The sequence below is a fragment of the Streptomyces sp. NBC_01351 genome, from assembly GCF_036237315.1.
In the GTDB taxonomy this organism is placed as follows: domain Bacteria; phylum Actinomycetota; class Actinomycetes; order Streptomycetales; family Streptomycetaceae; genus Streptomyces.
In genome coordinates, this window is sequence record NZ_CP108356.1 from 1,281,107 (window position 1) to 1,301,507 (window position 20,401).

At 69.1% G+C, this 20,401-nt stretch carries 16 protein-coding genes and 1 pseudogene; 9 read left to right on the forward strand and 8 right to left on the reverse strand.

What is annotated here, in order from left to right:
• Positions 1-94 precede the first annotated feature (94 nt).
• The 8 genes from OG625_RS06005 to kdpF (OG625_RS06040) form a co-directional block, all read right to left on the reverse strand.
• The gene (locus OG625_RS06005; RefSeq protein WP_329377035.1) at positions 95-2,638 is read right to left on the reverse strand and encodes a sensor histidine kinase KdpD; all 2,544 of its coding nucleotides are present in this window, start codon (positions 2,636-2,638) and stop codon (positions 95-97) included.
• Between the two features lie 5 nt (positions 2,639-2,643).
• Complete coding sequence (locus OG625_RS06010; protein ID WP_329377037.1) at positions 2,644-3,327, reverse strand: response regulator; 684 nt, start codon at positions 3,325-3,327, stop codon at positions 2,644-2,646.
• A gap of 107 nt (positions 3,328-3,434) precedes the next feature.
• The gene (gene kdpC / locus OG625_RS06015) at positions 3,435-4,070 is read right to left on the reverse strand and encodes a potassium-transporting ATPase subunit KdpC (protein ID WP_314250812.1); all 636 of its coding nucleotides are present in this window, start codon (positions 4,068-4,070) and stop codon (positions 3,435-3,437) included.
• Between the two features lie 21 nt (positions 4,071-4,091).
• Positions 4,092-6,230 carry a potassium-transporting ATPase subunit KdpB gene (kdpB, locus tag OG625_RS06020; protein WP_329377039.1) on the reverse strand — a complete coding sequence of 713 codons (2,139 nt, stop codon included), beginning with the start codon at positions 6,228-6,230 and terminating at the stop codon, positions 4,092-4,094.
• On the reverse strand, positions 6,227-7,891 hold the full coding sequence (gene kdpA / locus OG625_RS06025) for a potassium-transporting ATPase subunit KdpA (RefSeq protein ID WP_329377041.1): 1,665 nt from the start codon (positions 7,889-7,891) through the stop codon (positions 6,227-6,229). Before kdpA ends, kdpB (OG625_RS06020) begins: the two co-directional genes overlap by 4 nt.
• An 8-nt stretch (positions 7,892-7,899) precedes the next feature.
• On the reverse strand, positions 7,900-7,989 hold the full coding sequence (gene kdpF / locus OG625_RS06030; protein ID WP_018845955.1) for a K(+)-transporting ATPase subunit F: 90 nt from the start codon (positions 7,987-7,989) through the stop codon (positions 7,900-7,902).
• Between the two features lie 240 nt (positions 7,990-8,229).
• Entirely contained in the window at positions 8,230-8,976 is a 747-nt protein-coding gene (locus OG625_RS06035) for a DUF4118 domain-containing protein (protein ID WP_329377046.1), read from the reverse strand.
• A gap of 52 nt (positions 8,977-9,028) precedes the next feature.
• Positions 9,029-9,118 carry a K(+)-transporting ATPase subunit F gene (gene kdpF / locus OG625_RS06040; protein ID WP_252310259.1) on the reverse strand — a complete coding sequence of 30 codons (90 nt, stop codon included), beginning with the start codon at positions 9,116-9,118 and terminating at the stop codon, positions 9,029-9,031.
• Positions 9,119-9,541: 423 nt separating this feature from the next.
• Between kdpF (OG625_RS06040) and kdpB (OG625_RS06045) the strand changes: the two genes are divergently transcribed.
• The 9 genes and pseudogenes from kdpB (OG625_RS06045) to OG625_RS06085 all read left to right on the forward strand — a co-directional run bounded on the left by kdpB (OG625_RS06045) (position 9,542) and on the right by OG625_RS06085 (position 20,316).
• Positions 9,542-11,689, forward strand: a complete 2,148-nt coding sequence (gene kdpB / locus OG625_RS06045) for a potassium-transporting ATPase subunit KdpB (protein WP_329377050.1) — start codon at positions 9,542-9,544, stop codon at positions 11,687-11,689.
• A 340-nt stretch (positions 11,690-12,029) separates the two neighbouring features.
• The gene (locus tag OG625_RS06050) at positions 12,030-12,836 is read left to right on the forward strand and encodes an SDR family NAD(P)-dependent oxidoreductase (RefSeq protein ID WP_329377052.1); all 807 of its coding nucleotides are present in this window, start codon (positions 12,030-12,032) and stop codon (positions 12,834-12,836) included.
• Positions 12,837-13,840: 1,004 nt separating this feature from the next.
• A complete protein-coding gene (locus OG625_RS06055; RefSeq protein ID WP_329377054.1) occupies positions 13,841-14,311 on the forward strand; it encodes a PGPGW domain-containing protein in 471 nt (156 codons plus the stop codon).
• Between the two features lie 61 nt (positions 14,312-14,372).
• Positions 14,373-14,789, forward strand: a complete 417-nt coding sequence (locus tag OG625_RS06060; protein ID WP_329377056.1) for an ATP-binding protein — start codon at positions 14,373-14,375, stop codon at positions 14,787-14,789.
• A 341-nt stretch (positions 14,790-15,130) separates the two neighbouring features.
• Positions 15,131-16,051, forward strand: a complete 921-nt coding sequence (locus tag OG625_RS06065) for an ABC transporter ATP-binding protein (RefSeq protein WP_329377059.1) — start codon at positions 15,131-15,133, stop codon at positions 16,049-16,051.
• Positions 16,048-17,676 (forward strand): ABC transporter permease, encoded by a 1,629-nt coding sequence (locus tag OG625_RS06070; protein ID WP_329377061.1) that lies wholly within the window; start codon positions 16,048-16,050, stop codon positions 17,674-17,676. The genes OG625_RS06065 and OG625_RS06070 overlap by 4 nt, the downstream gene beginning before the upstream one ends.
• Before the next feature lie 337 nt (positions 17,677-18,013).
• Positions 18,014-18,693 (forward strand): annotated as a pseudogene (locus OG625_RS06075) (FAD-dependent oxidoreductase); the annotation flags it as partial.
• A 102-nt stretch (positions 18,694-18,795) separates the two neighbouring features.
• Positions 18,796-19,227, forward strand: a complete 432-nt coding sequence (locus OG625_RS06080; protein ID WP_266607197.1) for an NfeD family protein — start codon at positions 18,796-18,798, stop codon at positions 19,225-19,227.
• Between the two features lie 3 nt (positions 19,228-19,230).
• Positions 19,231-20,316 (forward strand): SPFH domain-containing protein, encoded by a 1,086-nt coding sequence (locus OG625_RS06085; protein WP_329377063.1) that lies wholly within the window; start codon positions 19,231-19,233, stop codon positions 20,314-20,316.
• The last annotated feature ends 85 nt before the right edge of the window (positions 20,317-20,401 follow it).

A 20,401-nucleotide genomic window follows, 5' to 3' on the forward strand; every position in this document is an offset into this window, starting at 1 on the left:
CTTCGAACAGGCCACGGCCGACCGGAGCGGGTGTCCCCCGGTGGGGCGGAGTCCGTCGAGGCGTGTGGGGAAGAACGGCCGGGTGCGGGACCTGTCAGGTGAGTGCCGCCTTGGGGAGGTCGGGGACGGATCTGGGGCCCGTGTCCGCGGTGGGCAGGGTGAGGACCATGGTCAGACCGCCGCCGGGAGTGTCCTCCGCTGTCAGTGTGCCTCCGATCGCTTCGGTGAAGCCGCGTGCGACAGCGAGGCCGAGGCCCACGCCGGCTCCGGCGGGGGCGTCTCCGTAGCGCTGGAAGGGTTCGAAGATGCGGTCCTTGGCCTCATCCGGGATGCCTGGTCCTCGGTCGATGACGCGAAGTTCCACGCGCTCGGCCAGCGCACTGGCCGCGACGAGGACGGGCTGGCCTTCGGGGCTGTACTTGACGGCGTTCTCGACGATGTTGGCAACTGCACGTTCGAGCAGACCGCGGTCGACCGCGACCATGGGGAGGGTTTCAGGAATGTCGAGTTCGACGCTGTCGTCGGGCACACCGGCCAGTGCCATCGGGACCACTTCGTCGAGGTCGGTCTCGCGGATCAGCGGGGTGACGGTGCCGGTCTGGAGGCGCGACATGTCGAGGAGGTTGCCGACCAGGGCGTCGAGCCGGTCCGCTCCCTCTTCGATGCCTTCGAGCAGGTCGGCTCGGTCCTCTTCCGACCATTCCACGTCATCGGCGCGGAGGGAGGTGACGGATGCCTTGATTCCGGCGAGGGGCGTGCGGAGGTCGTGGCTGACGGCTGCCAGGAGCGCGGTACGGATCCGGTTGCCCTCGGCGAGCCGCTGGGCCTCCTCGGCCTGGCCGACCAGGCGCTGACGGTCGAGTACCACGGCGGCTTGTGCGGCGAAGGCACCGAGGACCCGGCGGTCCTCGGCCGGGAGGACGCGGCCGGTGAGGGCCAGGGCCATGTTCTCGCCGATGGGCATGTCGACGTCAGCCTCCTCCGGTCGCGCGGCCGGGGCGGGCCCGGTGCCGGCCGCGAGGGTCCACGGTTCGACCTCGCTGTCGCGTTCGAGCAGGGCCACCGATTCCATGGCGAAGGTCTCGCGGACCCGTTCCAGCAGGGCGGGCAGGGCGGTCTCGCCGCGCAGGACGCTGCCGGCGAGGAAGGAGAGGATCTCGGCTTCGGCGCGCAGCCGGGCGGCCTGGTGGGTCCGGCGGGCGGCGAGGTCGACCACGGAGGCGACGGAGACGGCGACCGCGAAGAAGACCGCGATGGCGACGATGTTCTTGGGGTCGGCAATGGTCCACAGGTGCAGCGGCGGCGTGAAGAAGTAGTTGAGCAGCAGGGACCCGAAGGCGGCCGAGGCCAGCGCGGGGAGCAGTCCGCCGAGCAGGGCGGCGGCCACGGTGAGCGTGAGGAAGAGCAGCATGTCGTTGGTGAGCCCGAGGTCGGGAACGACAGTGCGCAGCATTACGGTCAGGATCACCGGTCCGGCGATGCCGACCAGCCAACCCCAGATGATGCGGGATCGGCCCAGGCGGGCGCCGCGTGCCACGGGGAGGCCCCGGCCCTTGGCGGCCGCGTCGTGGGTGACGATGTGGACGTCGAGGTCGGGTCCGGACTCGCGGGCGACGGTGGCGCTGACGCCGGGGCCGAAGATGTACTGCCAGGGGCGGCGGCGGCTCACGCCGAGGACGATCTGGGTGGCGTTGACGCCGCGGGCGAATTCCAGCAGGGCGTCGGGGATGTCGTCGCCGATGACGTGGTGGAAGGTGCCGCCGAGGTCCTCGACCAGGGTCCGCTGGACGGCCAGTTCCTTGGGCGAGGCGGAGGTGAGCCCGTCGCTGCGGGCGATGTAGACGGCGAGGACTTCACCGCCGGCGCCCTTCTCGGCGAGGCGTGCGGCCCGGCGGATGAGCTGTCGGCCTTCGGGACCACCGGTCAGACCGACGACGATCCGCTCGCGGGCTTGCCAGGTGGAGCGGATGTTGTGCTCGCCCCGGTACTCCTGGAGGTACTCGTCGACCCGGTCGGCGACCCACAGGAGGGCCAGCTCGCGCAGGGCGGTGAGGTTGCCGGGGCGGAAGTAGTTCGACAGGGCGGCGTCGACCTTGTCGGGTTTGTAGACGTTGCCGTGTGCCATGCGCCGGCGCAGGGCCTGCGGGGACATGTCGACCAGCTCGATCTGGTCGGCCCGGCGGACCACCTCGTCGGGCACGGTTTCCTGCTGCCGGACCCCGGTTATGGCCTCGACGACGTCGCCGAGGGACTCCAGGTGCTGGATGTTGACCGTGGATACGACGTCGATGCCCGCCTGGAGGAGTTCCTCGACGTCCTGCCAGCGCTTGGCGTTACGGGAGCCGGGCACATTGGTGTGGGCGAGTTCGTCCACGAGTGCCACGGCAGGGCGTCGGGCTAGTACGGCGTCCACGTCCATCTCCGTGAAGACGCCACCCCGGTACTCCAGCTCGGCCCGCGGGATCTCTTCGAGTCCGTGGAGCATGACCTCGGTGCGGGGGCGGCCGTGGTGCTCGACGAAGGCGACGACGGCGTCGGTGCCGCGCTCGATCCTGCGGTGCCCTTCCGAGAGCATGGCGTACGTCTTGCCGACGCCCGGGGCGGCGCCGAGGTAGATCCGGAATGTGCCGCGTCTCATGTCGTTCAGCCTTCGAAGCGGTAGCCCATGCCGGGCTCGGTGATCAGGTATCTGGGATGCGCCGGGTCCGCTTCCAGTTTGCGCCGGAGCTGGGCCATGTAGACGCGCAGGTAGTTGGTCTTGTCTTCGTACGTCGGGCCCCACACCTCAAGCAACAGCTGACGCTGGCTGATCAGCCTGCCGGGGTGGGTGATGAGGATTTCCAGCAGGTGCCACTCGGTCGGAGTGAGCCGGACATCCCGGCCATCACGCCGAACCTTTTTGGCCACCAGGTCCACCGTGAAGTCGCTGGTCGTCACCAGGACCGTCTCCTGCGAAGGCTCAGCGGCCTCTTGGCGGCGGACCGCTGCGCGCAGCCGGGCCAGCAGCTCGTCCATGCTGAAAGGCTTGGTGACGTAGTCGTCGGCTCCGGCATCGAGCGCCCTGATCTTCTCCTCGGAAGTGTGGCGGGCCGACAGGACGAGGATCGGGACGCGGCTCCAGTCCCGTACGCCCTTGATGACTTCGATGCCGTCCATGTCGGGCAGGCCGAGGTCCAGCAGTATGACGTCCGGTTTGCGGGCGGCGGCGAGGCGGAGGGCCGAACTGCCGTCGGTCGCCGACTCGACGTCGAACTTGCGTGCCTGGAGGTTGATCCTCAGGGCGCGGACGAGCTGCGGGTCGTCTTCCACCACCAGGACCCTGGTCATCTGTGTGGCGCCTTCCTTCCGCGGTGGGCGTGCTGGTTATGGGGCGGAGCCGGCCGGACACGAGAGTTCCGTATCTGGCCGGCTCCGGAGCCCGTTCAAGGCGGGCCCTAGCGCTTGGTCAGCGCCTTGAGTGCCAGGTTGAGGCTGAGGACATTGACGTGGGGTTCGCCGAGGAAGCCGGCGGTGCGGCCCTCGTTGTGCTCCTCGACCAGCTTGGCCACCTGCTGCTCGGTGAGGCCGTTCTCCTTGGCCACGCGCTTGATCTGGATCTCCGCGTACTCCGGGGAGATGTGCGGGTCGATGGCGGAGGCGGAGCCGGTGACCGCGTCCTTGGGCACCTCGGACTCCGGGACGCCGTTGAACTCGGCAACCTGCTTCTTGGCATCGGTGACCGCTTGCACCAGCCGGGAGTCGGACGCGCCGAGCTGACTGGAGCCGGTGGCGAGCGGGTTGTAGCCGCTGTTGGAGGGGCGCGGCTGGAACCACTTGGGGTCCGGACGCGCTGCCTCTTCCTCGTCATCCGGGTTCTTCTTGGGGAGGTCCCAGCTCTGGCCGATGAGCGAGGATCCGACCTCCTTGCCGTCGGCCTTGACCAGGGAGCCGTTGGCCTTGTCGTGGAAGAGCGCCTGGGCGACCCCGGTGACGGCGAGCGGGTAGAGGATGCCGGTCACGACGGTCAGCACCAGCAGCATCCGCAGCGCGGCGACCAGGAGACGGCCTGTGTTGGAGACGGAGTTGTTCATGGCGATCAGCACGTTCCTAATTCAGGCGAGCCCGGGGATGAGGGAGATGAGCAGGTCGATGAGCTTGATGCCGATGAACGGGGCGATCAGGCCGCCCAGTCCGTAGATCCCGAGGTTGCGGCGGAGCATCTTGTCCGCGCTGGTCGGCCGGTACCGGACGCCCTTCAGGGCGAGCGGGACGAGCGCGATGATGATCAGCGCGTTGAAGATGACCGCGGAGAGGATCGCGGACTCGGGCGAGGCGAGGCCCATGATGTTGAGCTTGTCCAGGCCCGGGTAGGCGACCGCGAACATGGCCGGGATGATCGCGAAGTACTTCGCGACGTCGTTGGCGATCGAGAAGGTGGTCAGCGCCCCCCGGGTGATGAGGAGCTGCTTGCCGATCTCGACGATCTCGATGAGCTTGGTGGGGTTGGAGTCCAGGTCCACCATGTTCCCGGCCTCCTTCGCGGCCGAGGTGCCCGTGTTCATCGCCACGCCGACATCGGCCTGGGCGAGGGCCGGGGCGTCGTTCGTACCGTCGCCGGTCATCGCGACGAGCTTGCCGCCGGCCTGTTCCCGCTTGATGAGGGCCATCTTGTCCTCGGGAGTCGCCTCCGCGAGGAAGTCGTCGACACCCGCCTCCTCGGCGATGGCCTTCGCGGTCAGCGGGTTGTCACCCGTGATCATGACCGTCTTGATGCCCATGCGGCGCAGCTCGTCGAACCGCTCCCGCATGCCCTCCTTGACCACGTCCTTGAGGTGGATGACACCCAGCACGCGGGCGCCCTTCTCGTCCTCGACTGCGACGAGGAGCGGCGTGCCGCCGGCCTCGGAGATGCGGTTGGCGAGAAGGTCGGCATCGTCGGAGACCTGACCGCCCTGCTCCTTCACCCAAGTGATGACCGAACCGGCCGCACCCTTGCGGGTCTTCCTGCCGTCGACGTCGACACCGGACATACGGGTCTGGGCGGTGAACGCGATCCACTCAGCGTGGGCGAGCTCGCCCTGGTGGCGTTCGCGCAGCCCGTACTTCTCCTTCGCCAGGACGACGATCGAGCGGCCCTCGGGGGTCTCGTCGGCCAGCGAGGACAGCTGGGCAGCATCGGCCAGTTCGGCCTCGGTCGTGCCCTTGACCGGGACGAACTCGGCGGCCTGCCGGTTGCCCAGCGTAATCGTGCCGGTCTTGTCGAGCAGCAGCGTCGAGACGTCGCCGGCCGCCTCCACGGCTCGCCCGGACATGGCCAGCACGTTGCGCTGGACCAGGCGGTCCATGCCCGCGATGCCGATCGCGGACAGCAGGGCCCCGATCGTGGTCGGGATCAGGCAGACCAGCAGCGCGGTCAACACGATCATCGAGGTCTGCTCGTCGGCGCCCGCATAGATCGCGAACGGCTTCAGCGTGACCACGGCCAGCAGGAAGACGATCGTCAGGGAAGCCAGAAGAATGTTCAGCGCGATCTCGTTCGGCGTCTTCTGCCGCGCCGCGCCCTCCACCAGGTTGATCATCCGGTCGATGAAGGTCTCGCCCGGCTTTGTCGTGATCTTGATGACGATCCGGTCCGAGAGGACCTTCGTACCGCCGGTCACCGCACTGCGGTCGCCGCCCGACTCGCGGATGACCGGGGCGGACTCCCCCGTGATGGCGGACTCGTCCACGGACGCGACACCTTCGACGACGTCACCGTCGCCGGGGATGATGTCGCCGGCCTCGCACACCACCAGGTCGCCGATGCGCAGCTCGGTGCCCGGGACGCGCTCCTCGTTCTTGCCGACGATGCGGCGGGCGACGGTGTCGGTCTTGGCCTTGCGCAGAGTGTCGGCCTGCGCCTTGCCCCGTCCCTCGGCGACGGCCTCCGCGAGGTTCGCGAAGATCGTGGTCAGCCACAGCCAGGCCGTAATGGCCCAGCCGAACCAGTCCATCGGGTTGGTGATCGCCAGTACGGTGGTGACCACCGACCCGATCAGGACCACGAACATGACCGGGGACTTGATCATGATCCGGGGGTCGAGTTTGCGGACCGCGTCCGGGAAGGACTTCAGCAGCTGCTTGGGGTCGAAGAGACCAGCGCCCACGCGGCCGCTCTCGGGCTTGTGCCCCGTCGGAACATCACTGTGCGGCGCGGGGGTCCCCGTGCTGGTGGACATCGGGTCCTCGTGCTTCTTTACGTTGGCGGTCATGACCCCAGCCCCTCGGCGAGCGGCCCCAGCGCCAGCGCCGGGAAGAACGTCAGACCGGTGATGATCAGGATTGCTCCGACGAGCAGCCCTGTGAACAGGGGCTTCTCGGTGCGCAGGGTGCCTGCTGTCTCAGGGACCGGCTTCTGCTCGGCGAGCGAGCCGGCCAGCGCCAGCACGAAGACCATGGGCAGGAAGCGGCCCAGCAGCATGCACGGGCCCAGCGTCGTGTTGAAGAACGGCGTGTTGGCGCCGAAGCCGGCGAACGCGGAGCCGTTGTTGTTCGACGCGGAGGTGTAGGCGTACAGGACCTCGGAGAAGCCGTGCGCCCCGACGTTGGTCATGGCCTCCTTGCCGTCCGGCAGGGCCATCGCCACAGCGGTACCCACCAGGACCAGGGCAGGAGTGATGAGGATGTAGCAGGCCGCGAGCTTGATCTCGCGGGTGCCGATCTTCTTGCCCAGATACTCCGGGGTGCGGCCCACCATCAGACCGGCCAGGAACACCGCGATGACCGCCATGATCAGCATGCCGTAGAGGCCGGAGCCGACGCCGCCGGGCGCAATCTCGCCGAGCATCATGCCAAGCAGCAGCACACCGCCGGACAGGCCGCTGAAGGAGTCGTGGAAGGAGTTGACCGAACCGGTGGAGGTCATGGTGGTGGAGACCGCGAACAGCGAGGACGCTCCTTCGCCGAACCGCTGCTCCTTGCCCTCCATCGCCCCGCCCGCGAGCTGGGAGGCAGTGCCCGGGTGGGCGTACTCGATCCAGGTCACCAGGATCACGCCGACGAACCAGATCGTCCCCATCGCGGCGACGATCGCGTAGCCCTGCTTGACGTTGCCGACCATGCGGCCGAACGTGCGCGGCAGCGAGAAGGGGATCACCAGGAGCAGGAAGATCGTCAGCAGGTTCGAGAAGCCGTTGGGGTTCTCGAAGGGATGGGCGGAGTTGGCGTTGAAGTAGCCGCCGCCGTTGGTACCCAGATCCTTGATGGCTTCCTGGGAGGCCACCGCGCCCGGCGAGATGCTCTGAGTCTGCCCGGTCACCGTGGTGAGCTCGTGGATGCCGCCGAAGTTCTGGATGGCGCCAGCGGCGACCAGCAGGATCGCAGCGATCACCGAGATGGGGATCAGGATGCGGACGGTGCCGCGCACCAGGTCGGCCCAGAAGTTGCCCAGCTCGCCCGTGCGGGAGCGGGCGAAGCCGCGTACGAGGGCCACCGCGACGGCGATGCCGACGGCCGCCGAGACGAAGTTCTGGACGGCCAGGCCGGCGGTCTGGGTGGCGTGGCTCATGGCGGTCTCACCCGAGTACGACTGCCAGTTCGTGTTCGACACGAAGGACGCGGCCGTGTTGAACGCCTGGTCCGGGGTGATCGCCTCGAAGCCGAGCGACAGCGGCAGTACGTGCTGTACGCGCTGGAGCACGTACAGCAACAGCACACTCACGGCTGAGAAGGCCAGCACCGCGCGCAGGTAGGCGGACCAGCGCATCTCAGCGTTCGGATTGGCGCCGACGCTGCGGTAGATCCACTTCTCGACCCGCAGGTGCTTCTCGGAGGAGAAAACGCGGGCCATGTAGTCGCCCAGGGGGCGGTGCACCAGGGCCAGGGCGGCGATCAGCGCCGCCACCTGGAGCACGTCAGCAAGAACGGGGCTCATTTCGGGACTCAGAACCTCTCCGGCTTGACGAGGGCGAGGACGAGATATCCCAGCAGAGCGACGGCCACGACCAGGCCAACGATGTTCTCGGCAGTCACAGCTTCGTCACCCCCTTGGCGATGAGAGCCACCAGCGCGAAAACCGCGATCGTGGTGACGACGAAGGCCACATCGGCCATCGTGAGCTCCTGGAGGAAGTGGAAGTAAGGAATCGGCCAGCTGGCCGATCCAGAGCTAACCGCATCCCGGAAGCGTCGTTAAGGGGCCTTGACGGCTCCCATACGCCGGACGTGGCGCCTTTGACGGAATCCTTACGCGGCGCCGATACGCAAGCCCTGTTCAGCCCTCGCCGGGCAACGCCGTGTCGAGGGCAGAGCCGGTCAGGTCGGCGAGTGTCGCGGCCACCCGGCGCGCCTGGACCGAAGGCACCGAACCCGGCGTAGGGGCGAGCATGAACCGGCCGTAATAGTGACCGTTGCCACTGGCGCGCAGTTCGATCTCGCCCTCGGGCCAGCCGTTGCGTTCCAGATCCCAGGCGCGGTGACCGACCGACACACTGCCGTCGTGCTCCAGCCGTGGCGGACGGCCGAGCAGGGACCCGTATTCGAAGCGGCATCCCCGCAGCTCCAGCAGCTCGGTGAGATCGCCCCGGACGCGGTCCACCACGGCCTCGGGAGATCCGGCGCGCTGGGCGAGACGGGCGGTGGCGTGCAGGCGGGAGAGGTGATCGGCATCTGTCACCGTCACCACCTCGAGCCGTCGCACCCGGACGGCGAGCTGGGCGACGAGGAGTCCGACCACCAGCAGCAGGACGGCAGTCTGGATGTCGTCCGGGTCGGTGATGGTGAAGCGCTGGTAGGGGCGGGTCAGGAAGAAGTCGAACCAGGCCGCCGCCGAGACGGCCGCGAGCGCCCCGGCGAGGCGGGTGCCACGGGCGGCCACCAGGACGATGGCCACCACCAGGATCAGTGCTTCGTTCGTCTCCGCCAGCCGGCTGCGGAAGGGCACGAGCGCGAGGGCGACCAGGAAGGGCAGGACGAGCGCCCCGATCAGTGCGACACGATCACTCACCAGGTACCGGGGCATTCGGTCACCTTCCAGTTCATCCGTCTCGGGACGGAGCCCGAAGGACGTCGGCTCAGAACTTCTCCGGGTTGATCAGGGCTGCCACGAGGTATGCGAGCAGGGAAACGGCCACGAGCAGCCCGACGACATTCTCCAGGTCCATCTGTGATCCGTTCTCTCGGCCACGCGGGGCGGATGCCCGCAATGCGACGATGCACCCGCGCCGGGCGGACCGCGCCCGTGCTGACGCTGCCTTGTCGGACTTCATACGGAAACCGTCCAGCACTCGCCGACACCCCGTGACGTACAGGAACCGGAACCTCCGCGAGCAGGCAGGGCCGGCGGATCCATACCTGTTGACGCGTCACTGACGGAGTCTTGACGGAAGTCACCGCACACCCGTCAAGACCTCGCCAATTGACGGCTCCGGAGGCTCGGCATGGGCTCAACGAACGGTAGGTTCCTGCCCGTTGCACCGCCAGGGGATCCGAACGTCGCGTGACGAGCCGGAGGGGCCCTATGGGACGGGTCCCCCGGCGGCGCATCCCTCGTTCCGGCCCAGCCGATCCCACCGATAGGTCTCTCCATGCCTCCCGCCGCCACCCGGCAGGTACCTCCCGTCCGGACCCCGTCGCAGGCTCCCGTCAACCGGCCACCTCACAGACGCCCAGGGCGCCGGCCCCTGCTGGACTCCGTACAGCCGGCGGCTTCCTTCCAGGAAGCCCTGCGCAAGCTGCGTCCCCGTGAACTCGTCAGGAAGCCCGTCCTGTTCGTGGTGGCGGTGGGGTCCGCCCTGACCACCCTCTCGGCGCTGGTTCACCCGTCCGTTTTCACCTGGGTGATCAGTATCTGGCTCTGGCTGACGGTGATCTTCGCCAACTTCGCCGAGGCCGTCGCCGAAGGGCGCGGCCGGGCCCAGGCCGAATCACTGCGCCGGGCGCGTACAGACACCGTCGCGCTGCGCCTACGTCACTGGACGTACGGCCTGAACCTCCGGCACGCCGAGACCGAGGCCGTCTCCCCGGCCGACCTCCAGCCACTCGATGTGGTCCTGGTGGAGGCGGGGGAGCTGATCCCCGCCGACGGCGATGTGATCGACGGCGCCGCAGCGGTCGACGAGTCGGCCGTCACAGGCGAATCGGCCCCGGTGATCCGGGAGTCCGGCGGCGACCGATCAGGCGTGACGGGCGGTACGACCGTGCTCTCCGACTCGATCGTCGTTCGGGTGACCTCGCGCCCCGGGCACAGCTTCATCGACCGCATGATCGCCCTCGTGGAGGGGGCCACCCGGCAGAAGACCCCGAACGAGATCGCGCTCAACATCCTGCTGTCGGCGCTCACCGTCGTCTTCATCCTGGTCGTCGTCGGACTCCAGCCCATGGCCGCACACGCGGGCGCCGCCCAGACCACCACCGTGTTGGTGGCCCTCCTCGTCACCCTGATCCCCACCACCATCGGCGCCCTCCTGTCCGCCATCGGCATCGCCGGCATGGACCGCCTCGTCCAGCGCAACGTCGTCGCGATGAGCGGGCGCGCGGTCGAGGCCGCCGGCGACGTCAACACCCTGCTGCTCGACAAGACCGGCACCATCACCCTCGGCAACCGGGAGGCGGCCTCCTTCGTGCCGCTCCCCGGGGTGGACCACCTCAAGGTCGCCGACGCCGCCCAGCTGGCCTCGCTCGCCGACGAGACCCCCGAGGGGCGCTCCATCGTCGCGCTCGCCCGGCAGTACGGCCTTCAGCCGCCCGCCGAGGGGGAGCTGAGCAATGCGACGTTCACCCATTTCAGCGCTCGGACCCGGATGAGCGGAATCAACCTGAGCTGGAGCAACGGCGCCGCCTGTGCCATCCGCAAGGGCGCGGCGGCCCAGGTCGCCGAATGGGTCTCGCTGCGCGGCGGGAGCGTGCCGAGCGAGGCCCTGCACTGGTCCGACGGCATCTCCGCGTCCGGTGGTACACCCCTGCTGGTCGCCGTCCACGACTGGGACGGCCCGCGGGTGGTGGGGATCATCCATCTCAAGGACGTGGTCAAGGAAGGAATCCGGGAACGCTTCGCGGAGCTGCGCCGCATGGGCATCCGTACGGTCATGGTCACCGGCGACAACCCCCTCACCGCCAAAGCCATCGCGCAGGAGGCCGGCGTCGACGACTATCTCGCCGAGGCCACCCCCGAGGACAAGCTCGCGCTGATCAAGCAAGAGCAGGCGGGCGGCAGGCTCGTCGCGATGACCGGCGATGGCACCAACGACGCTCCCGCCCTCGCCCAGGCCGACGTGGGCGTGGCCATGAACACCGGTACCTCGGCCGCGAAAGAGGCCGGGAACATGGTGGACCTGGACTCCAACCCCACCAAACTCATCGAGATCGTCGAGATCGGCAAGCAACTCCTCATCACCCGAGGCGCCCTGACCACCTTCTCCATCACGAACGACGTCGCGAAGTACTTCGCGATCATCCCGGCCATGTTCACTGCCGCCTACCCGGGGTTGGAGGCGCTCAACATCATGGGCCTGCACAGCCCGAAGTCCGCCATCACCTCGGCGATCATCTTCAACGCCCTGATCATCATCGCCCTGATCCCCCTCGCCCTGCGCGGCGTCCGCTACAAGCCCGCCTCCGCGCACGATCTCCTGCGCAGAAACCTCGCCTTGTACGGACTGGGCGGCCTCATCCTGCCCTTCGTGGGTATCAAGCTCATCGACCTGCTGGTGTCCGCCGTTCCCGGCCTCGGATGAGATCCGTCAGAGCCGAGTCAAGGAGCCGTCAGGACACTTGAACCCGTCGTCGCAGGCACATTGGATGGATACCGTGAACATCGGTCAGCGCCACGACGACCGGCCGCCATCAGGACTGATCCGTGCCCGGCTCACGTCGATGCCGCGCGCGAAGCGCCCTGCGCGCCCTCCAGTGCGCTAGCACCCGTTGACCCGTGCGGGAGGCCCTTCCGGGCTCGCCGCGATCACCATGCAAGGCCGGTGCCCTCGCGTCCGCACACCACCCATATTCACCTCACCGCATGGCCGGCGGGGCACTTCGTGTCCCCTCCGCAGCCATGCCCTTCCACAGGAACCACTCATGCCTTCATTCCTGTCCGGCCGGACCATTCTGGTCACCGGCGCCACCTCCGGCATCGGCTACGAGACCGCCCGTCGGCTCGCCGAATGCGGTGCCACCGTCCTGCTGCACGGCCGCACCTCGCAGGAGGCCCGGGCAGCCGCCGACCACCTCATCGCCACCGCCGACGTCGACGCGGAACTACTGCGCCCGTGCGCGGCGGACTTCGCACACCTCGACGAGGTCGAGCGGCTGGCCAACCGGATCATCACAGGTCACCCGCACCTCGACGTCCTCGTCAACAACGCCGCCGTCGCCGCCCCCGAGCGCCACACCGTGACGCCCGATGGCAACGAACTCGCATTCCAGGTCAACTTCCTCGCCCACTACCTCCTGACGAACCTCCTCGAACCGGCGCTGACCAGCGCCCCGGGCGGCCGCGTCGTGAACGTCTCCTCCTCAATGCACCGGACCGCCTCCATCATGTGGAACGACCCCAACCGCACCCGCCGCTACTCCAGGCTCGCGGCCTACGCCCAGTCCCAGCTGGCACTCACGGTCTTCGCCGCCGACCCGCGTGTCACCGCGGTCTCCGTCGATCCGGGTGTGTGTGAGACCGCACTGCGGCCCCTCTACGGCCACGAAGGCACCTCTGCCGCCGAGGGCGCCGCCCACGTCGCGCGGCTCTGCGACCCGGCCGTCGAGATCGTCAACGGCGCTTACTACGACCGCGGCCGGCGCATGGAGCCAGCACCCGCCGCCACCGAGGAACGGACCGTCAAGCGGCTGAACAAGCTCGCAGACCTGCTCGTCAGCCACTCCGGCTGAAGGAGGACGCCACACCCGTGTCCAAACGCGCCCGCAAGAAGAAGGCCCGCCGCAAAAGGGCCGCCGGCCACTGCGGCAGAGCCAGCGGGAGCTGACCGCTGTCCGATCCGACCTCGGGGTGGGGCGGCCCACCATCCGGGGCCGCCCCACTCCGCCTCCCATGGGTACGAAGACCGATGATCGAGATCTTTCCCTGGCCCGTCGCGGTCACACTGCTGGTCGGGAGCCTGCCGGGCGCGTTCGCCAGAGCATCGTAGGCGCTGCGCATTCGCAGCTCCACCTGTACGAAGCGGTGGCGGCCCCGGGGCAGCGGCCCTGGTGGGTGTCCAGCTCCCTCGGCTCCTCCACCGCTTGGCCGCTCGAAGCGCCAGGGGTACCCGCGGGCCTCCCACTTCCCGGCTGACGAGAGACCGGACACAACCAGCGGACGCGGCGGACAGCCCGTGGGAAGCTTCCCTCTGAGAAAGCCCTCCTGCCAGGAGCCCCTTCATGAGCCACCACCCCCATTCCGGCCAACGCCGAGCGAACCTCCGCGCTCGCGTGCGCTGTCCCGTCTCACCGCTCGCCGCTATGGGAGTGATCCTCACGATCACCGGTGCCGCCCTCTACACGACGCCTGGTGAGCGGCCGGGAATCGTCGCCGCCGGCGCACTCGTTCTGTCGGCCATCGCCGCTTGGTGGTGTGCCTCCCGCCAGGGGTGATCACGACCTGACACCGAAGTGTTCATGGGCCGGGTGCGGGGCAGACAACCCGGCCTCGGGTGGATACGGTGTAAGGAACGCGTCAAGAGCTGGCGCGCGGTGTGCCGGGAAGTCTGGTCGGCGTCCCTAGGGCAGTGCGCCCTTTCTTACCGACGCCGAAGGCCAACCGCGATGCCCGCCGACCCACGTGACGCCTCTTCCCCCCGCTCGCCGCTCCCCGGTGTCCCACCCCGGCCCGAGCGCACCATCACCGCGGCCGCTCCCCGAACCGAGACAGTCGGCGCGGACGGACACGACATCTGATGGCCGATGGTGACACCTCGCTGTTGGCGCCGGTGATCGTCATCGCAGCCCTGGTCATCCGGACAGCACTCACCGAGCTCCGAGATCCCGGCAGTGCCCGGCGGCAATGGGCATTCGCCACGGACGCCCGGGCCATGGCGACCGGCGCGACGGTCGCCGCGGCCATGATCTTGATCGGCGGTCAGCGTTTCGGTTGGGCGGCCGTGGCCTGGGCACTTCTCGCCGGGGCACTCACCGCATTCCTCACCAGCCGTGACACTCCTGACCCCACATCTACGGCAGCGCCGAGCAAGGAGCAGGCCATGTCGGAACTACAGATCGGAAAGGTGATGGCCGCCGTTGGCGCGCCCCTCACCCTGACCGGAGTGGCGATGCACTTCCTGCCCGGCCCCGGATTCCCCTTTCTCATCATCGGCCTGGCCCTCCTCGTCACCGGCCTCGCCATGGCCGCCTCGGCCCGCCGCCGGTAGCACCGCCGCCGCCCTCTGCTCTCCCACCGTCGAGCGGCACGCCACGCCCCTCCCCCGCCCGGTGTCACTCTCTGCCGGGTTCGAGGGCAGTGAGCCGATCGCCGAGGCCCGGCTACTTGCCCGTTCCTTCCTGGCCGACGAGCAGAACATCCATGGCCTGCGCGTATCGGACCGCGCTCTGGACCTGGTGGAGCTGGTCGTCAGCGAGCTGGTCACCAACACCCGCAAATACGCACCCGGCCCCAGCCTGCTGACCCTCCAGGTCCGAGACGGCTGCGTGGATGTGACCGTCTGGGACAGCAACCCGGATATGCCGACGATCCTGCCTCCAGACCCCACCCGAGTGGGACAGCACGGACTCGAGATCATCATGGCCTCCGCCCTGACCTTCCAGCTCCGCCGCGAACCCGTCGGCAAACGGATCACCGCCTCCATCCTGCTCGCCGACGATCTGGCCACGGACGCGGCAGGCCGCTGAAGGGCAAGAGCTCAGGCTTCTTCCGACCAGGCCCGACAGAAGCAGACGGGTTCGCGGATTCTCAGATGGGGAGAGGCAGGGACCGCGTGTCGTTGAGGCCCCTCACCGCACCGGTCGCGTATGGCAACGAGTCCGCGCGGACCACACCAGGCTGGCATCGGCCATGTGGAGCCGGTCGAGTAGCGATACAGGCCGCCCCCGCACTGCGGGGTGCCCGACGTATCCGCACCGTAGGGCGAGAGAGCCGGAGTTCTTTGTGCCTGCTGATTGTCCGGCGTGATACGGCGCGAGTATCTTCGTCAGCGGTGTGCCGGGAAGTCTGGTCGGCGATTAGGGGCCGCGTGCCCGCCGTACCGACACTGGAGGCCCGCATGGTCTCGCCCGCCTTTCGTACGGAATCCCTGACCAAGCGCTATGGCCGCGTACTGGCACTCGACGGGCTGGATCTGACTGTCCCGGCCGGCGAGGTGTTCGGCTTCCTCGGCCCCAACGGGGCCGGCAAGTCCACCACCATCCGGTTGCTGCTGGGGCTGGCCCGGCCCACCGCCGGCCGGGCATGGATCTTCGGCACCGACGCGGCCGACGTCGCGGTCACGCACCGGCGCCTGGCGTACGTGCCGGCCGACGTAGCGCTGTGGCCGCAGCTGGCCGGCGCCGAGATCCTTGAACTGCTCGCGCGCACGGGCCCCGGCACCGACCGGTCCTACCGGGACGAGCTGGTCGACCGATTCGACCTCGACCTGTCCAAGCCGGGCCGGGCGTATTCGACGGGCAACCGGCAGAAGGTGGCGCTGGTGGCCGCGTTCGCCACCCGCGCACCTCTGCTCGTGCTGGACGAGCCGACCAGCGGTCTGGATCCGCTGATGGAACGCGAGTTTCGCCGCGCGGTCCGCGAGGCCCGGGACAACGGCCAGACGGTGTTCCTCAGCTCCCACCAGCTCGCCGAGGTCGAGGCCGTCTGCGACAAGGTGGCGATCCTGCGTGCCGGGCGGCTCGTCGACGTCGCCGCCGTGACGGAGTTGCGACGGCTGCACCGCACGGAAGTGGCGGTGTGCTTCAACGCGGCGCCACCGGATCTGGCCCAAGTGCCCGGTGTGGAGGCCGTCGAGGTGACCGGCGCGGCCTCGGTGCGGTTCACCCTCACCGGCCCGCCAGGGGATGCGCTGCAGGTACTTGCGGCGGCGGATGTGGTCAGCCTCGCGGTGCGGGAACCCTCGCTGGAGGAGATCTTCCTCGGCTATTACGGCGGGGAGCAGCGGTGACGGCCGTCGAATCGCCGACCAAGCACAGCCGCCCCGCCACAGACGCGGGGCGGGCGGTGACTGCTCTGGCTCTGCGTCAGACCAGGCGAGGTGCGCTCGTCGTGATCGGGCTGGCGGCCGGAATGTCGGCGGTGGCGGTGGCTGCCTACGCGAGCACCGTAAAGGACCCTGCGGATGCGGCGGCGCTGGAGGCGCTGGCGGGGAACCCAGCGATTCGCACCCTGTTCGGCGAACCGGTGGCGCTGGATGATGCCGGCGGGTTCGCCGTGTGGCGCACGGGGACGGTGTTGGCGGTCGTGCTGGCCGTGTGGGCGCTGCTTGCCGCGACGCGGATCACCCGGGGTGAGGAGGATGCCGGCCGGTGGGATGTGCTGCTGGCCGGGCGGGTGCCGGTCACGACCGTGGTGGCACGCCATGTCGCCGTCCTGGCGGCGGCGTCACTCGTCGCAGGTTCCGCCGTGTTCGCCGGCCTGGTCGCGGCGGGTGCCGCTGTGGGCGGCGCCGCGGTGCACAGTGCCGGGCTGGCGTTGTGCGGGGTGTTCTTCGCCGCGGTGGGCGCGATGACCGCTCAGGTGTTCGCGACACGATCGTCGGCCAGCGGCGCGGCGGTGGCTGTGCTCGGCATCGGCATGCTGCTACGGATGGTCGGGGACGGTGTCGCCGCCCTGGGGTGGCTGCGCTGGCTGTCGCCGTTCGGCCTGATGGCGCTGACCCGCCCGTACGACGGGAACCGGATCTGGCCTCTGATGGTCCTGGTGGCTGCTTGCCTGGCACTGGTCACCGGGGCCGCAGGCGCGGCCGGGCGGCGTGACATCCGCGACGGCTACCTGCGCTCGCCCTCCGGCCGGGCACCGCGTATGTGGCTGCTCGGCTCGGTCCAGGCGTTCGCGGTGCGGCGGCTGGTGCGGCCTCTGGCCGCCTGGTCGGCCGGTGTCGGCGCGTACTACCTGCTCATCGGGGTGCTGGCCGTGTCCATGACGGACTTCCTTACCGGCAATCCGCGGTTCGCCGACCTCGCCGCGCAGGCCGGCTTCACCGGGCTCGGCACCGTACGGGGATACGCCGCCACGCTGTTCGCGCTGCTGGCCGTCCCAGCAGGGGCCTTCGTCGCGGTCCGGCTCGCCACGCTCGCCGCCGACGAAGCCGGTCGGCGCCTGACTCTCCTCTATGCCCAGCCCCTCACCCGGGCGAGAATGCTCATCGCAGAGATCGCCGCCGCGCTCGGCGGCGTCATCATGCTCACCACCGTCGCCGGACTCGCCATCTGGAGCGGGACACGGGCCGTCGGTGCCGACCTCGGCCTCCTCGCCGCGCTGGCCGGGGCCTGGAATGTACTGCCGGTCGCATTCCTCTGCCTGGGCGCCGGTGTACTCGCTCTGGGCTGGGCGCCACGCGCGGTCGCCGTCCTCGGTTCGCTCCCGGCCGCGGGCGGGTTCCTGCTGAAAGTCATCGCCGAAAGGTCCGGACTGCCGGCATGGGTCGGCCAGCTGTCCCCGTTCGCGCACCTGGCCGCCGTACCCGACGACCCCGTCAACTGGTCCGCGGCCTTCCTGATGACAGCCGTCGCCGCGCTCGCCGCGGCCGCTGGTGCCATCGGCTACCAACTGCGGGACCTTCGCACCTGACCGCATGGAGGCTGCATCCCTCTGAGTCTGCGGCGCCCCCACCCCGAAACAGGCGGCCCGCTGAGCCGAGGTCACCACCTCCTGCGTCCGGGCCCTGCTCTCGGAGGGCCCGGGCCCCGACCCGCGGTCGTCATGCTCCGCTTCTACGGCTGGACCGTCGAATCCAACGCCACCGGCAGCTGGGTCAAGAACCAGTCCACTCAACCACTACAGCTCGGCTCAGCCGCCCGGCTCAGCCCGGTGACCCGCGCCATACCCGACTCCCATCAGCAAATCGGGGCAGCGTCCCGTTCAAAGAGCACGCGAACGAGCCAAGGGCAAAGTCTCGAAGTACCGCATCGTCGTACCCGGCGCCGGATGCACCGGGGCCTTCGCCGCCGGGAGCCTGGCCCGTCGGCTCTCCCCGCCGACGCCGAGGCCGACGTCTTCGCGGGCCGCAGGGTACGGCTGCGCCTGGCGCGGGTTTCCGGCGTCGATCCCCAGCGCAGGACAGTCGCCGTGACCCTCGAGGACGGCGACGGCGAGCTCGCGTACGACACGCTTCTCTCCGCGCTCGGCAGCTCCGTAGCCCACCATGACGTCCCCGGCGTGGCCGAGTAGGCCTTCGATGTGACCGGCCGGTCCTCGGCGCTGCGTCTGCGCGAGCGCCTGGCTGCCTGGGCGAGGACGACACCGTGCTGGTCGTCGGCGAGGGGCTGACCTACATCGAGACCGCCACCAGGCTCGTCGAAGACCCGCTGCCTGCGCCAGGTCTACCGGCTCGGCATCAACGTCCACGAGCCCTCCGGCATGGAAGCCGTCAAGCAGACAGGGACGTTCCCCGCCGACGGCGCGTCCATCCCGGCCGACGTGACCGTGGGGTCGGCCGGGTTCGCCGTGCACTCCATCGCGGCGGACAGCGGCCTGGAGGTCGCCGAGACCGGCCGGATCGTCGTCGACCGCACCGTGTGCTCGGTCTCGCACCCGGACGTGTACGCCGCCGGTGACTGCGCCTACGCGACAGAGCCGGGGGGCCGCCGGGCGGGACCCTGGCTCCGATTCCAGCCGAACAAACCGGGTAAAATATTGGAAAAGCGGCAATAGCGGCGTTCTCCTTTACCCCGTCGGGAGGCGTAGTCGATGGACCCTTGGCTGATCTGGTTGATCACCGCGGCTCTCTTGGGTGTGGCGGAGATCTTCACTCTCACCGCCGCACTCGGGTTGCTCGGCGGCGCCGCGCTGGTTACCGCAGTCCTCGCGGCGATCGGACTGCCCCTCCCATGGCAGCTCCTGGCTTTCACACTCGTAGCGACGGTCGGCTTGGTGTTCCTGCGCCCGATCGCCATGCGCCACCTGATGCCACGGGAAGGCGAGCGCTTCGGCGTGGAGGCCCTGGTCGGAGGAGCCGCGTACGTGACTGCCGAGGTGACGGGATTGAGCGGCAGGGTCCGCATCGGTGGCGAGGAATGGACGGCCCGCGCCTACGACGAGACGCAAGTCATTCCTCCTGGAACAACCGTCGACGTCATCGAGATCAAAGGCTCCACCGCGCTCGTCTATCCCCGGGAGTGAACCATGGAGATCTCGGCGTTCCTCATCGTCGGCCTGCTCGTCGCGGTCCTCGCGGTGTTCACTGTGATCCGTGCGGTACGCATCGTCCCCCAGGCCCGCGCCCGCAACGTCGAACGGCTGGGCCGCTACCACCGCACTCTGAAGCCCGGACTCAACGTCGTCATCCCGTACATCGACCGCGTCTACCCGGTGATCGACCTGCGCGAGCAAGTCGTCTCCTTCAAACCCCAGCCGGTCATCACAGAGGACAACCTGGTCGTCGAGATCGACACCGTCCTCTATTTCCAGGTCACCGACCCGCGCGCGGCGGCCTACGAGATCGCCAACTTCCTGCAGGCGGTGGAACAGCTGACCGTCACCACACTGCGCAACGTCGTGGGATCCATGGACCTGGAGAAGACGCTGACCTCACGGGACACCATCAACAACCAGCTGCGCGGCGTGCTTGACGACGCCACCGGCAAGTGGGGGCTGCGGGTCAACCGGGTGGAGATCAAGGCCATCGACCCGCCACAGTCCATCAAGGACGCGATGGAGAAGCAGATGCGGGCCGAGCGGGACAAGCGGGCCGTCATTCTCGGGGCCGAGGGGCAGCGCCAGTCCCAGATCCTGACCGCGGAAGGCGAGAAGCAGGCTGCGGTACTCCGCGCGGAAGGCAACCGGACAGCCGACATCCTCAAGGCGGAGGGTCAGGCGCGAGCCATCGACGAGGTCTTCCAGGCCGTCCACCGCAACGACCCCGACCCCAAGCTGCTCGCCTACCAGTACCTCCAGACGCTCCCGCAACTCGCGCAGAGCCCGGGAAACACCTTCTGGGTGATCCCCGGCGAGGTCACATCCGCTCTCCAGGACGTCTCCCGGGCCTTCAGCGAAGTCCTCCCCCAGTCTGCCGCCACCCGCCGGACGTCATCGGACGACTTGGCCGTCCAAGCCGCGAACGACGCGGCGAAGGCGGCAGAAGCCGCTGCGGAAGCCCTCGCCGACGCAGCGGAAGCCGACGCCGCCGCCACCGGCGCACTGCCGTCCTCCCTCGAGACCGCGGGACGTCACCATCAGCCGGAGACGCCACCTGCAGGTCAGCCCGACTGAAAGCCCGCAACCCTGGTCTCGGTCGCGGTACGGGTGAACCCCGCTGCAGCGGGGAGGTCGTCACAGGTAGGGCCCACGGTTCGAC

What these genes read in the sequence shown, in the direction of transcription:
- OG625_RS06005 (WP_329377035.1), bottom strand. Translation starts at nt 2,638, where the DNA reads ATGAGACGCGGCACATTCCGGATCTACCTCGGCGCCGCCCCGGGCGTC.
- OG625_RS06010 (WP_329377037.1), bottom strand. Translation starts at nt 3,327, where the DNA reads ATGACCAGGGTCCTGGTGGTGGAAGACGACCCGCAGCTCGTCCGCGCC.
- kdpC (WP_314250812.1), bottom strand. Translation starts at nt 4,070, where the DNA reads ATGAACAACTCCGTCTCCAACACAGGCCGTCTCCTGGTCGCCGCGCTG.
- kdpB (WP_329377039.1), bottom strand. Translation starts at nt 6,230, where the DNA reads ATGACCGCCAACGTAAAGAAGCACGAGGACCCGATGTCCACCAGCACG.
- kdpA (WP_329377041.1), bottom strand. Translation starts at nt 7,891, where the DNA reads ATGAGCCCCGTTCTTGCTGACGTGCTCCAGGTGGCGGCGCTGATCGCC.
- OG625_RS06035 (WP_329377046.1), bottom strand. Translation starts at nt 8,976, where the DNA reads ATGCCCCGGTACCTGGTGAGTGATCGTGTCGCACTGATCGGGGCGCTC.
- kdpF (WP_252310259.1), bottom strand. Translation starts at nt 9,118, where the DNA reads ATGGACCTGGAGAATGTCGTCGGGCTGCTCGTGGCCGTTTCCCTGCTC.
- kdpB (WP_329377050.1), top strand. Translation starts at nt 9,542, where the DNA reads ATGCCTCCCGCCGCCACCCGGCAGGTACCTCCCGTCCGGACCCCGTCG.
- OG625_RS06050 (WP_329377052.1), top strand. Translation starts at nt 12,030, where the DNA reads ATGCCTTCATTCCTGTCCGGCCGGACCATTCTGGTCACCGGCGCCACC.
- OG625_RS06055 (WP_329377054.1), top strand. Translation starts at nt 13,841, where the DNA reads ATGGCCGATGGTGACACCTCGCTGTTGGCGCCGGTGATCGTCATCGCA.
- OG625_RS06080 (WP_266607197.1), top strand. Translation starts at nt 18,796, where the DNA reads ATGGACCCTTGGCTGATCTGGTTGATCACCGCGGCTCTCTTGGGTGTG.
- OG625_RS06085 (WP_329377063.1), top strand. Translation starts at nt 19,231, where the DNA reads ATGGAGATCTCGGCGTTCCTCATCGTCGGCCTGCTCGTCGCGGTCCTC.